This is a genomic window from Alteromonas sp. ABH4_457 (assembly GCF_056160625.1).
On sequence record NZ_JBSWXN010000002.1, the window covers coordinates 52,657 to 64,395 of the forward strand.

Sequence of the window (11,739 nt, forward strand, 5' to 3'; positions counted from 1 at the left end):
CTTGCAGACTTCACTTTGTTCAACCCGTACAGTGCGGAGTGAAACATCAAAAAGTGTCGCCGGGCGTGGCAACCGTATTGGCATACCGTTGCATATCACCCGAAGTGCACGTTTTGTGCCGTCTGGTTGTTTAATTTTACTGGAAAAGCTACGCCACAAACACTTAAAAATGAATAAAAATGCATATAAATGGAAAGATAATCTTCCAACACTATCTGTTCCGGCTGACCGCACCACACTGGCACGCCGTACAAGACATAGCAAGCAAGACTTTCGTGCAACTTCAGTGGTTATTGCACCAGCATCGCGCGTCAAAAATTGAATAAAAATTCATTAATAAAATGTTAACGTGAATAAATCCCTGAATGTTTAATTTGTTTACCTGCCTTTTTTACGTTGAGTGGCAGCGGCAAGCTGAGTCCGGCAGCGTGTTTACTGCTTTCACGGTAGTCCCCGAAATCCCGGACTTATTTAAATCATGACTTCCTGCTAACTCTGACCCGGTCAGGCTCAGTTTTTGCTGACTATAAAACAGAACAGTTTTTTCCTACTCATTATCAGGTGGCGGTATTTATGGAATTAAGACCCTTTTTAGAACAGTTGCCCAAGGCAGAGCTTCACGTACATATTGAAGGCACACTGGAGCCGGAGTTAAGTTTCGCTCTGGCGCAGAAAAATAATGTGTCGTTACAGGCTAAGACACCGCAGGAAATGATTGCAGCTTATAACTTCCATGACCTGCCCTCTTTTCTGGATATCTATTATGCAGGGATGAGCGTGCTGAAAGATGAATCTGACTTTTATCAGCTCACCATGCACTATCTCCGCAAAGCAGCCACGCAAAATATTGTATATGTTGAGCTGTTTTTCGACCCGCAGGCACATACCAGCCGTGGTGTGAGTTTTGATACTGTGATAAACGGTATTCACCGCGCCCGCAGTGATGCCGCTGCTGAACTGAGTGTGCAGACCAATCTCATTTTATGTTTCCTGCGGGACATGTCTGCTGAATCCGCTATGGAACACCTGATGATGGCGCAACCCCACCTGGATAAAATCATTGGCGTGGGGCTGGATTCTGACGAAAAGAATAACCCGCCGGCTAAGTTCAGCGCTGTTTTTGAAAAAGCCCGTAGTATGGGCCTGAAACTCACCATGCACTGCGATGTAAATCAGGATAATACTCTGGAGCACATCCGGCAGGTGATAGAAGATATTGGCGTTGACCGCATAGACCATGGCGTCAACATTCTGGAATCTGAGGCATTATGTAACCTGGCCAGAGAGAAAAAGCTGGGACTGACCGTATGTCCTGTATCCAACCGCTTTGTAGTGCAGTCACTGACCTCTGCTGAAATCAAAAAGATGCTGCAATACGGACTGATGCCATGTATCAATTCTGACGATCCGTCTTATTTTAGGGCTTATTTGAATGAGAATTTTATTGCCCTTCAGGAAGAAGGTGACTTTACCGTTAAAGAGCTGGTGACACTGGCAGAAAACAGTTTCAAAGCGAGCTGGTTACCGGATGCACAGAAACAGGCATACCTTGCAGATTTGCAGGATTATGTGTCGGAAAATCAAGAAATATAGATGAAGAATTGGAGCGGGAAACGAGATTCGAACTCGCGACCCCGACCTTGGCAAGGTCGTGCTCTACCAACTGAGCTATTCCCGCATTGTCGACTTATTACGGTGTGTAGATTCATATCTTCGTCACTTGCCAAGCTTGGCAATCACTTCGTGACGAGGTACATGCTCTACCAACTGAGCTATTCCCGCAACAAAAGACTTGGTGATGACTGAAAAATTGGAGCGGGAAACGAGATTCGAACTCGCGACCCCGACCTTGGCAAGGTCGTGCTCTACCAACTGAGCTATTCCCGCAAACCGGTTCAGTCGTTTTGCGAAAGTGGCCCTTCGCAAAAGTGGAGCGCATTTTACAAAAATCCCGGCGATGCGCAACACTTAATTTGAATTTTTTTCGAAATACCGGTTCGTTCGCTCAAATCGTAAACACTTTTTCCCGGTAATACTGCAATTCAGCTATAGACTCACGGATATCGTCCAGTGCCAGATGCACACCTTTCTTCGTGAAACCGTCGAGAATTTCCGGCTGCCAGCGCTTAACCAGCTCCTTAATCGTGCTCACGTCTATACTGCGGTAGTGAAAATACGCTTCCAGTTCCGGCATATACTTCACCATAAAACGGCGATCCTGTCCGATAGTATTGCCACACAGGGGCGATTTGCCGGCATCTACGTAATCACTCAAAAATGCGATAGTTTGTTTCGCCGCTTCGGCTTCATCAATTTGACTCTCGCGGCATCTGGCAGTGAGCCCGCTGTTACCGTGCACACGGGTGCACCACTCATCCATACCATCTAAAATCGCATCCGGCTGATGTACAGCGATCACCGGCCCTTCTGCCAGTACATTGAGCTGCGGGTCAGTGACGATAGTGGCAATTTCCAGCACCTTACAGGTTTCAGGGTCCAGCCCTGTCATTTCCATATCAATCCAGACTAAATTGCCATCGTGTTTTGTCATTCTAGTTTCCTCGTCTTTAACATGGCACACGGGCCTGACAAACGGTATCATTGGTCAAGTATACGTTAACTTTGCAGGAAATCGTGGCAAAAAAACCAAAACTGACACACCGCCAGAAGCGCCAGGTTGCAGCAAACCGGGCGCGCCGGCTAAAAGATAAAGCATCTGATCCTGAAAAACAGATTGATGCTGCCAACCTGATCCCCGGCCGGGTTGTCGGTCGTTTCGGTAAGCACGCAGACGTTGAAGATCAGCAGGGTACGGTGTACCGCTGTCACATCCGCCGGACTATCGAATCGGTGGTTTGCGGTGATGATGTCCTGTTCGACACCGGTAATGAAAACGAGTCCGGTGTCAGTGGCGTGATTGAAATCGTCCGCGACCGCCGTTCCGTGCTTACCCGGCCGGACTATTATGACGGCGTGAAACCCATCGCCGCGAATATCGACCAGATCATTGTTGTCAGTGCGGTAAAGCCCGATTTATCTCTGAATATCATCGACCGCTATCTGGTTGCCTGCGAAGATACCGGCATTGCCCCCGTTCTCATCCTCAACAAAACCGAGTTACTGAGCGACGAAGAATTCGACACGGTAAAACAGCAACTTGCGGTGTATGAATCTCTGGGTTACAGATTAATTTATACCAGTTGCAAGCGCGGTGACGGCCTGGACGAACTGAAAACCTGTCTGAATGACAAAGTCAGTGTTTTTGTAGGCCAGTCCGGTGTGGGCAAATCCAGTATCATCAATCAGGTGCTGCCGGATGCCGATGAACTGGTCGGTGAAATATCAGATAACTCCGGTCTTGGTCAGCACACCACCACCGCAGCAAAATTACTTCATTTCCCTGAAGGTGGCGATCTTATCGATTCCCCGGGGGTTCGGGAATTCAGCTTATGGCATATGCCGGTAGAACAAATCACCCGCGGCTTCATAGAGTTTCGTGATTATCTGGGCGGTTGCAAATTCCGCGACTGCAAACACATGAACGATCCCGGCTGCCTCATCCGTGAAGCAGTAGAAGAAGGCAAAATCAGCAGCGCCCGCTTCGACAGCTACCACCGCATTCTGGCTACCATGGACGAACAACGCCCGAGCTATACCAATCCGTTTTAAAAAAGCTGATACGTGCACAGCGCTGAAGAGCCGGATGTGGATAGCAGAACCGTAAGCCCTTCCTGCCACGGAGACGGAATTGCCTGCGTGAACTATCTGGCGCAAAGATTTGAAAAGAACGGGTGCCGGAAACGGGGAGCCCGCGGACGGGGGCGGTGTTGTCTGAGTGAACCGTCTGCCGCAGGGATGCGGCAGTCGAGCCCACAGGGATGTGTTTACGGCGTGTTCACGAAGACAGCACCGCTCCCGGCCAGAAGGGCTAACCGCTTTTAATCCTTTTTCCTCTTCCGCTTATATCAAACACTGATGGCCCATAACGGTAAAGTGCATCCGTTTGTTTACAACTTGTTGTACAATCTCATCCGACAGAAACTAGATAACTATTATTTTTCGGAGTGCCCGTGCTGGACTGGTTCAAGGTTAACCTTCAATATATTTTGCCTAAGCATCTTTTATCCCGCCTGGTTGGTAAGTTTGCGGCTGCTGAAGCCGGCGGCGTGACCACAGCGTTTATCAAATTTTTCATCAAGAAATACAATGTGGATATGAGCGAAGCGCTGTATCCCCATCCGGAGCACTACAAAACCTTCAATGAATTCTTCACCCGTCAGCTGAAACCTGAAGTCCGTCAAATCGCCGAAGGTGATGATGTGCTGATCCAGGCAGTTGACGGTGCAGTCAGCCAGTTTGGTGACATTCATCAGGACAGTATTTTTCAGGCGAAAGGCCACAACTACAGCCTTACTACATTACTGGGTGGCAAACCTGAACTGGCAAAGCCTTTCAAAAACGGTAAGTTCGCGACCATTTATCTGTCGCCGAAAGACTATCATCGCATTCACATGCCCGTAGAAGGCACACTCACAGACATGGTGTATGTACCCGGTGAGCTGTTCTCCGTTAACCCTCTGACTGCTGAAAATGTGCCTGGATTATTTGCCCGCAATGAACGGGTAATCGCATTTTTCGACACCCCGGTAGGGAAAATGTCTATTGTACTGGTTGGTGCAACCATTGTAGCCAGTATCGAAACCATCTGGTCCGGCACAGTGACACCGCCTGCTGGTAAAAACGTGCAACACTGGCAATACGAAAGCGATGATGAAGCAGCCGTTAAGCTGGAAAAAGGCGATGAAATGGGCCGCTTTAAACTTGGCTCTACCATTGTGGTTTGCTTCGAAAAAGACCAGATTGAATTTGAGGATATGGAAGCAGGCATGACTACCCGCCTCGGGGAAGTGTTTGCTCTTGCGAAGGCAAATAAAACTGCCTGATTGTGGATCCTGTTAAACGAAGTCTGATAACGCTTCATATCACCGTTATCTTACTGGGCGGCACTGGCCTTTTTTCAAATATTATTCCCTTGAGCGCAACGGATATTACTTTCGGGCGCTCTGTATTTGCCTGTCTGTGCCTTGCTGTATTCATGCGTCTGGCCGGTGAAACCTTCAGACTGAACAACAAACGTGATTACGGTATTGCTCTGTTGCTGGGTAGTCTGATGGCCGTGCACTGGGTAACTTACTTCGCGGCGATGCAATACGCCGGTGTTGCCGTGGGCATGATTGCCCTGTTTACCTTCCCGGTCATAACCGTTCTTATTGAACCCTTCTTTGAGAAAATCCGGCTTGTCTGGCAAGACTTTTTCAGTGCGTTAATTGTTTTTGTGGGCGTGGCGCTGCTGGTGCCGGAGATATCGCTGGAAAACGAGGTGACATTGGGTGTCCTGACCGGTATTTTTTCTGCCGTGCTTTATGCCCTGAGAAACCTGCTTCACCGCCAGCACTTTTCTCACTATTCAGGTGCGAAGGCCATGGCCTGGCAAATCCTGGTGGTGATAGCCTGCCTGCTGCCTTTTGCCAGTGAACACCTCAGTGATGCCACCTTTGATACATGGTTGCTGCTGGCCGTTCTCGGCTCCATGTTTACCGCAGTACCCCACGCGCTTATAGCAACCGCGCTCATCCACTTGCGGGCAAAAACTTTTTCTCTGATTGCCTGCATGCAGCCACTGTACGGCGTAATCCTGGCTATGCTAATTTTACATGAGTCTCCGGGCTGGAAAGCGTTAATAGGTGGCATACTGGTGACATCAGCCTCCATCTACGAAACCATGAACGCACAAAAGCTCCATAAACAGGACAAGTAAATGATAGTACTCGCTCACCGCGGAGCAAGTAAGGCGGCACCGGAGAACACGTTGCTGGCCTTCAGGCTCGGATTCGCCATGGGAGCACACGGTGTTGAGTTCGATACTTATCAGATCGGCGATGACATCGTGGTATTTCATGACCGCTGGCTACACAGAACCACGAATGGCCGGGGGCGGGTTGCCGATCAAACAACTGACTATCTGCGCTCACTGGATGCCGGTCAGGGTGAGCGTATTCCGTTTCTTGCAGAAACCCTGGCTACCCTGCCTGAAGATGCATTATGCAATGTTGAAATCAAAGGGCTGACAGACACCGCCCGCTGGCTCAGCGCTTTTGACCGCGCCTGTGAAGAAAGCGGCGCCAGTACGGACTCCATGGTGATATCGTCTTTCAATCATCAATGGCTTGCAGAGATCAGCCGCGCCAGACCTGATCTTAAAACCGGTGCACTTACCGCCAGTATCCATACCGATTTATTGCAGTTCGCAGACTCACTGAAACCCTGGTCATTACACATTGCACTGGATATTGTTGAAGAAAGTTATGTTAGCCGGGCAAAAGCTGAAGGCTATAAGGTGTTCGTTTACACTGTGGATAACCCTGAGGATATGCTGTTACTTCAGCAATGGGGCGTGGACGGGATTTTCAGCAATGTGCCAGACGTAGCATGTGAAACGCTGAATGCTACGCGACTGATGTGTTAACGGTGTTACTTTGCGAGATGCTGGGATAATACCGTATTGCGGCAACAGCGGCACTGGCGGCACAAACGCATGTTTATCCAGTGGCCGGCAACAATAAGCAGCGCGCCGGTGGCAATGGTGAAGGGTTCGTAGTCGTGCCCGAATATATCTTTGAACCAGTAAATAACCCCGCCTGAAAATAACAGAACCAGCGGATAATATTGCCCGTGATAACGCACCGCGCCGTTAATCAGTGCCACAGCACCTATCAGCATGGAAATAGTAAGAATAGTGCGCTCAAACCAAAGTTGCGCGAAGAATGTTGAGCCGATAAGCGGGATCAGCGGCAGCAACAAAGGCAAAGCAAGACAATGCAACGCACACAAGCTGGATATCCATATACCCAGCCTGTCTAATTTAGTCGGATTGTCAGCATCCTGAATTCGGGACATTTCTCGCCTCGCCATCAAAAGGGACGTTATAATATAACAGTCTTGGCGAAATTCAAAATTACAATCCCAAAAAAAGGATTAATTCGGCGCGACCATCTGTGGCCTCATCGTGTCCTCTGACTTTTGCTGTGCCATCATCGCCGGTTCAGGCTCGAATAAATCGCTGACCGTCGACAGTCTGATCCCCATTTCTTCCAGCTCAGGCAAACGCTTTTGCAGGATTTCCATGGTCAGCCTGTGCGGATGAGCAATGGCAACAGCGGTCCCCGTTTCACGGGCAAGCAGCAACATACGATCGAACTCTTTTTCAATGGCCGCTTCGTCGATGACATGGTCGAGAAACACATGCCTTCGTGCTACCGGGATCCCGGCGTGCAATGCGGCTTCCTCCGCGACAGTTTTCACGGATGTACGGCTGTCAACGAAGAATAAATTTCGTTGCTTCAGTAAATCCATAAAAGAGCGCATCGGATTGAACATGCTGGTCAGCCTGCTTCCCATGTGATTGTTCACGCCAATCGCATAAGGCACACTTTCCATTGCACGGGCAAATTGAAGTTCCATCTGAGTCTCAAACATACCTACACGCAACCCGTCAGGCCCCATTTCCTGGCCATCAAAGGATTCCATCGGCATGTGTAACATTATATCCCGCCCCTGGGCATGAGCCAGTTCGGACATTTCAGTAGTCATGGGAGCATCAGGAAGAATCGAGAACGTCACTTCTCTTGGCAGGTCAAGCGCCCTGCGGTCGGAGAAACGATGTCCGATATCGTCGATAATAACGACGACTTTTGGTTGGACACTTGCAGCCGCGACTGGTAGACAGAAGAGTGCAAACAACACACCCCAAAACAACGCAAACCAATCAACCAACTGACGGTCAGTTCTTTTGAGTAAACAAATTTTTAGCAAGCGCACGCCTATTATTTTAATAGTGTAATTATAAGGTTCTTATGACCTTTGTTACCCTGCGTCCATACGGGTTATTTATTTAGTATTGCATTCCATACATATTGAGCATAACAGTGATCTTCGAAATATGAAATTTCAAATGCGCTTTTTTTGACATTTTTTAAACAATTTTTGAGGTGGCCGCTCAGTTCGCCGGAATATCAGAGATCCAGCCAGCTTGAGGGATTAAGGGCCTTGCCCTTGTGCCGGATTTCAAAGTATAGATTAGGATAGTTCTGTCCGCCACTTTGTCCGACTAAAGCAATCGTTTCACCGTCGCCCACCGTATCTCCGGCTTGCTTCAGCAATGCCTGATTGTGACCATACACACTCATATAGCCCTGCCCGTGCTCAACAATGGTTACCAGCCCGAAACCACGTAACCAGTCAGAATAAAGGACGCGGCCATGAGACACGGCTCTCACCGGTGTACCTTCTGCACCTTCAATGATAATGCCTTTCCAGCGCACCTGCCCCTGGCGGCGGGTCCCGAACAGCTTGCGTACCCGTCCTGAAGCCGGTTTGAGCAGCTTCCCTTTGTAGCCGGATAAACCCGCCAGTTCTGATTTCGCCGATTCCGCACGACGGCGCGCCTCATCAATGGCCCGCACAAGCGCTTCTTCGTTTTGCTTGAGTTCATTTACTCTGGCAGCATCACTCTCGATTTTTTGATTAAGTTTTTTCAGTGTTTCAGAACGATCTGCCTGACGGGCCAGTAACACTGCTTGCTGAGACTTCTGATCCGCCAGCAGGCTGTTCAGTGCTCTGGCTTTCTCCGAAAGCGCCTCATTAACCTGAACCAGCTGTTCCACATTCGAGCGGAAAGTGGTGATCTCCTTTGAGCGGGCTTTACTCAGATACTGATAATAAGTCAGCACGCGTTCAAACGTACTGGCTTCGTCCTGATAAAACAGCATCTTTGCATAGTCATAATTGCCGGCCATGAATGCACTGCGTAACTGGCTCGCCAGCATGGTTTGTTGCTGCAGAATGGCCTTTCTCAGCGCTTCCTGTTCTGCTTCCAGCTTTTTTTGCTGTTCACGGTTATCAGCCAGTTGTGTAGAGGTATCATTGAGAGATTTGGCCGTGGAGGCGATTTCAAGTTCAGATTGCTTCAACGCTGCCTGCAATTCACCGGCATTCGCCTTATTGGCTGCCAGTGTCGCTTGTCTGGCTTTAAGTTCAGCTTGTAACTCAGCAAGTTTTGCCTGTTGTTGTTCCTGAGCATAAGCCTGAGGTAGCAGCACGGTGAACAGGCAGAGCCAGCAAAGGACACTGAGAAGAGGCCCGCGAACGGACTTTCCGGACGGACCGGCCTGATTGAAATTTTGTACACTCACCCGTTGCTTTGCCTCTGACAGCACCTGACTCTGATTCAAAGTCCATACTATATCAACGGGATAGAGGATTCATCTGCAATCGACTAATTCAATGATGCGTTGTCAGGCTGGTTTCTGTGCGGTTTTTCTATATACTTTGCAGTCGATTTTTAGTCTTCCATGTAAAGTAAGGGTTTTAGGAATGGAACAGCTCGTAGAGTTTGCCGGTAATAATATGCTGTTAGCCGGTGCGTGGGTCGCCTTAGTTGCAATGCTGATTTTCAGCTATGTCACAGGTTTCACTTCATCAGTAAAAGAAGTAAATACCCACGAAATGACCATGCTGGTAAATAAAGAAGACGCCGTTGTTTTTGATACCCGCGCGCCTAACGAGTTTAAAACCGGTCACATTCTCGGTGCCCGCCAGCTGAAACCTGAGGAAGTCAGAGCAAAAGATTTCAAAAAGCTTGAAAACGTAAAAGACAAACCCATTATTGTTGTATGTGCAATGGGTAACAGCGCACGCGGTATTGCAGCGGCCATGAACAAAGCCGGCTTCGCAAACGTGAAAGTGCTGAAAGGCGGCATGAACGCGTGGAATTCTGCCGGACTTCCGGTTGCCAAATAACGGGCCGGAACACAGGAGCAGATTGTGAGTAAAGTAGAAATTTATACCAAGGGGCATTGCCCTTACTGTCATCGTGCTAAAGCATTATTAGCGCAAAAAGGCGTAGCATTCGAGGAAATCGCAATTGATGTGAACCCTGAACTCCGCGATGTGATGATAGAAAGAGCTAACGGCGGTTGGACAGTACCGCAGATATTTATCAACGATACCCATGTGGGCGGATGTGATGATTTATTTGCTCTTGAATCACAACAAAAACTCGATGCGCTGTTAGCGCAATAATTTTAAGTTAAGAACGTATTTACACATTCAGGAATTATCATGGCTGAAGAAAATCAGAACACCAATGGCGCAGAGGCAGGCCAGCAAGCCCAGGGTCCTCAATTCAATATTCAACGCATCTACACAAAAGACATTTCTTTTGAATCTCCGAATGCGCCGGCTATCTTCCAGAAAGAATGGAAGCCGGAAATCAAATTAGATATCGATACGTCTACAAATAAAATGGCTGAAAATGCATTTGAAGTTGTTTTATCTGTAACCGTTACTGCGACCGTTGGTGAAGAAACCGCGTTCCTGTGTGAAGTAGAACAAGCGGGTATTTTTGCGATTGCACCGGAAATGCCGGACCAGGCTAAAGCACCTCTGTTAGGTTCTTACTGCCCTAACCTGTTATTCCCTTATGCCCGTGAAGCTATTTCAAACCTGGTTAACCGTGGCACATTCCCGGCTCTGAACCTGGCTCCGGTTAACTTCGACGCTATCTTCGCCGCTTACATGCAGAAACGTGCACAGCAAGCGCAGGAAGGTGGTCAGAAGCTAGACGCTTAAGTCACTCTTTTATGAATACCGGTTCAGTAACCGTATTGGGGGCGGGGTCTTATGGCACCGCCCTTGCTTTTTGTCTGGCCAGAAATAGCAACCCCACGTTGTTATGGGGCCGCGACGAAGCTCACATGCAGGCACTGGCAGACAGCAGGGAAAACGCCCGTTATCTGCCCGGCGCCAAATTCCCTGATGCTTTGACAGTAGAAGCCGATCTTTCCAAAGCGGTAGCTGCCAGCCGCGACATTCTTATTGTCGTTCCCAGCCATGCCTTTAAAGATTTACTTAATACCATCAAGCCGATGCTAAAAACCGATCACCGGCTGATCTGGGCTACTAAAGGTCTGGAACCGGGTACCGGCAGACTGTTGCGTGACGTTGCACTGGACGTATTGGGTGATACTTATCCGCTGGCAGTACTTTCCGGCCCGACGTTCGCAAAAGAAATGGCTGCAGGTCTGCCAACTGCCATTTCACTGTCGTCCACCTGTGAATCGCTGGTCGATGATTTTGCCCGCAAGCTGCATTGCAGCCGTTCATTCAGGGTTTATAAAAATCCTGATTTCATCGGCGTGCAACTCGGCGGCGCAGTGAAAAACGTTATCGCCATCGGTGCAGGTCTGGCTGATGGCCTTGGCTTTGGTGCCAATGCCCGTACGGCGTTAATTACCCGGGGACTGGCTGAACTGACCCGTCTTGGTGTTAAAGTGGGTGCTCAACCGGAAACCTTCATGGGAATGGCCGGTCTGGGTGACCTGGTATTAACTTGTACTGACAATCAGTCCAGAAACCGCCGTTTTGGTCTTGCACTGGGACGAGGTAAAGACGTGGATACCGCCATGCGTGACATCGGCCAGGTTGTCGAGGGTTACCGCAATACCGAAGAAGTGCATGCACTGGCGAAGCAATATGGCGTGGAAATGCCTATTTGTGAGCAAATATATGCTGTGCTTTATCACGGTAAGCCGCCGAAAGAAGCCGCTGTGGCATTACTGGCAAGAGATTTAAAAAGCGAGTAGCACCAGCTACCCGCTTTTCTTACCTTTCATAAAACCA

14 protein-coding genes and 2 tRNA genes are annotated in these 11,739 nt (G+C 48.9%); 10 read left to right on the forward strand and 6 right to left on the reverse strand.

Annotated elements, in window-relative coordinates:
• The first annotated feature begins 1 nt into the window (after position 1).
• Both ACXAGR_RS03450 and add read left to right on the forward strand, forming a co-directional pair.
• Positions 2–322 (forward strand): hypothetical protein, encoded by a 321-nt coding sequence (locus ACXAGR_RS03450; protein ID WP_474841401.1) that lies wholly within the window; start codon positions 2–4, stop codon positions 320–322.
• Positions 323–573: 251 nt separating this feature from the next.
• Positions 574–1,593 carry an adenosine deaminase gene (gene add, locus ACXAGR_RS03455; protein WP_474841403.1) on the forward strand — a complete coding sequence of 340 codons (1,020 nt, stop codon included), beginning with the start codon at positions 574–576 and terminating at the stop codon, positions 1,591–1,593.
• 9 nt (positions 1,594–1,602) lie between these two features.
• Here the strand turns inward: add and ACXAGR_RS03460 are convergent.
• The 3 genes from ACXAGR_RS03460 to orn form a co-directional block, all read right to left on the reverse strand.
• Positions 1,603–1,678: transfer RNA gene (locus ACXAGR_RS03460), tRNA-Gly, on the reverse strand.
• Between the two features lie 133 nt (positions 1,679–1,811).
• Positions 1,812–1,887, reverse strand: a tRNA-Gly gene (locus tag ACXAGR_RS03465).
• A 118-nt stretch (positions 1,888–2,005) separates the two neighbouring features.
• Entirely contained in the window at positions 2,006–2,551 is a 546-nt protein-coding gene (gene orn / locus ACXAGR_RS03470) for an oligoribonuclease (RefSeq protein WP_119502708.1), read from the reverse strand.
• Between the two features lie 83 nt (positions 2,552–2,634).
• Here orn and rsgA point away from each other — a divergent pair, with 83 nt between their 5' ends.
• From rsgA to ACXAGR_RS03490, 4 genes are all read left to right on the forward strand, one after another.
• A complete protein-coding gene (gene rsgA / locus ACXAGR_RS03475) occupies positions 2,635–3,669 on the forward strand; it encodes a small ribosomal subunit biogenesis GTPase RsgA (protein ID WP_303571999.1) in 1,035 nt (344 codons plus the stop codon).
• A gap of 401 nt (positions 3,670–4,070) precedes the next feature.
• On the forward strand, positions 4,071–4,943 hold the full coding sequence (gene asd, locus ACXAGR_RS03480) for an archaetidylserine decarboxylase (RefSeq protein WP_474841406.1): 873 nt from the start codon (positions 4,071–4,073) through the stop codon (positions 4,941–4,943).
• A 2-nt stretch (positions 4,944–4,945) separates the two neighbouring features.
• Complete coding sequence (locus ACXAGR_RS03485) at positions 4,946–5,818, forward strand: DMT family transporter (RefSeq protein WP_474841408.1); 873 nt, start codon at positions 4,946–4,948, stop codon at positions 5,816–5,818.
• A complete protein-coding gene (locus tag ACXAGR_RS03490) occupies positions 5,819–6,526 on the forward strand; it encodes a glycerophosphodiester phosphodiesterase (RefSeq protein WP_474841410.1) in 708 nt (235 codons plus the stop codon).
• A gap of 5 nt (positions 6,527–6,531) precedes the next feature.
• Here the strand turns inward: ACXAGR_RS03490 and ACXAGR_RS03495 are convergent, their stop codons facing one another.
• The 3 genes from ACXAGR_RS03495 to ACXAGR_RS03505 form a co-directional block, all read right to left on the reverse strand.
• Positions 6,532–6,957 (reverse strand): MerC domain-containing protein, encoded by a 426-nt coding sequence (locus tag ACXAGR_RS03495; RefSeq protein ID WP_119502713.1) that lies wholly within the window; start codon positions 6,955–6,957, stop codon positions 6,532–6,534.
• A 78-nt stretch (positions 6,958–7,035) separates the two neighbouring features.
• On the reverse strand, positions 7,036–7,833 hold the full coding sequence (locus ACXAGR_RS03500) for a divergent polysaccharide deacetylase family protein (protein WP_474848166.1): 798 nt from the start codon (positions 7,831–7,833) through the stop codon (positions 7,036–7,038).
• 239 nt (positions 7,834–8,072) lie between these two features.
• Positions 8,073–9,167: a murein hydrolase activator EnvC family protein gene (locus tag ACXAGR_RS03505; protein WP_474848800.1), complete on the reverse strand. Its 1,095-nt coding sequence runs from the start codon at positions 9,165–9,167 to the stop codon at positions 8,073–8,075.
• Between the two features lie 265 nt (positions 9,168–9,432).
• Here ACXAGR_RS03505 and ACXAGR_RS03510 point away from each other — a divergent pair, with 265 nt between their 5' ends.
• The 4 genes from ACXAGR_RS03510 to gpsA are packed head-to-tail and all read left to right on the forward strand — an operon-like array spanning position 9,433 to position 11,702.
• Complete coding sequence (locus ACXAGR_RS03510) at positions 9,433–9,858, forward strand: rhodanese-like domain-containing protein (RefSeq protein ID WP_119502715.1); 426 nt, start codon at positions 9,433–9,435, stop codon at positions 9,856–9,858.
• 24 nt (positions 9,859–9,882) lie between these two features.
• On the forward strand, positions 9,883–10,140 hold the full coding sequence (gene grxC / locus ACXAGR_RS03515; RefSeq protein ID WP_119502716.1) for a glutaredoxin 3: 258 nt from the start codon (positions 9,883–9,885) through the stop codon (positions 10,138–10,140).
• 39 nt (positions 10,141–10,179) lie between these two features.
• Complete coding sequence (secB, locus tag ACXAGR_RS03520) at positions 10,180–10,689, forward strand: protein-export chaperone SecB (RefSeq protein ID WP_119502717.1); 510 nt, start codon at positions 10,180–10,182, stop codon at positions 10,687–10,689.
• Positions 10,690–10,700: 11 nt separating this feature from the next.
• Positions 10,701–11,702 carry an NAD(P)H-dependent glycerol-3-phosphate dehydrogenase gene (gpsA, locus tag ACXAGR_RS03525; RefSeq protein WP_474848167.1) on the forward strand — a complete coding sequence of 334 codons (1,002 nt, stop codon included), beginning with the start codon at positions 10,701–10,703 and terminating at the stop codon, positions 11,700–11,702.
• The last annotated feature ends 37 nt before the right edge of the window (positions 11,703–11,739 follow it).

What these genes read in the sequence shown, in the direction of transcription:
- ACXAGR_RS03490 (WP_474841410.1), top strand. Translation starts at nt 5,819, where the DNA reads ATGATAGTACTCGCTCACCGCGGAGCAAGTAAGGCGGCACCGGAGAAC.
- secB (WP_119502717.1), top strand. Translation starts at nt 10,180, where the DNA reads ATGGCTGAAGAAAATCAGAACACCAATGGCGCAGAGGCAGGCCAGCAA.
- ACXAGR_RS03495 (WP_119502713.1), bottom strand. Translation starts at nt 6,957, where the DNA reads ATGTCCCGAATTCAGGATGCTGACAATCCGACTAAATTAGACAGGCTG.
- orn (WP_119502708.1), bottom strand. Translation starts at nt 2,551, where the DNA reads ATGACAAAACACGATGGCAATTTAGTCTGGATTGATATGGAAATGACA.
- add (WP_474841403.1), top strand. Translation starts at nt 574, where the DNA reads ATGGAATTAAGACCCTTTTTAGAACAGTTGCCCAAGGCAGAGCTTCAC.
- gpsA (WP_474848167.1), top strand. Translation starts at nt 10,701, where the DNA reads ATGAATACCGGTTCAGTAACCGTATTGGGGGCGGGGTCTTATGGCACC.
- ACXAGR_RS03510 (WP_119502715.1), top strand. Translation starts at nt 9,433, where the DNA reads ATGGAACAGCTCGTAGAGTTTGCCGGTAATAATATGCTGTTAGCCGGT.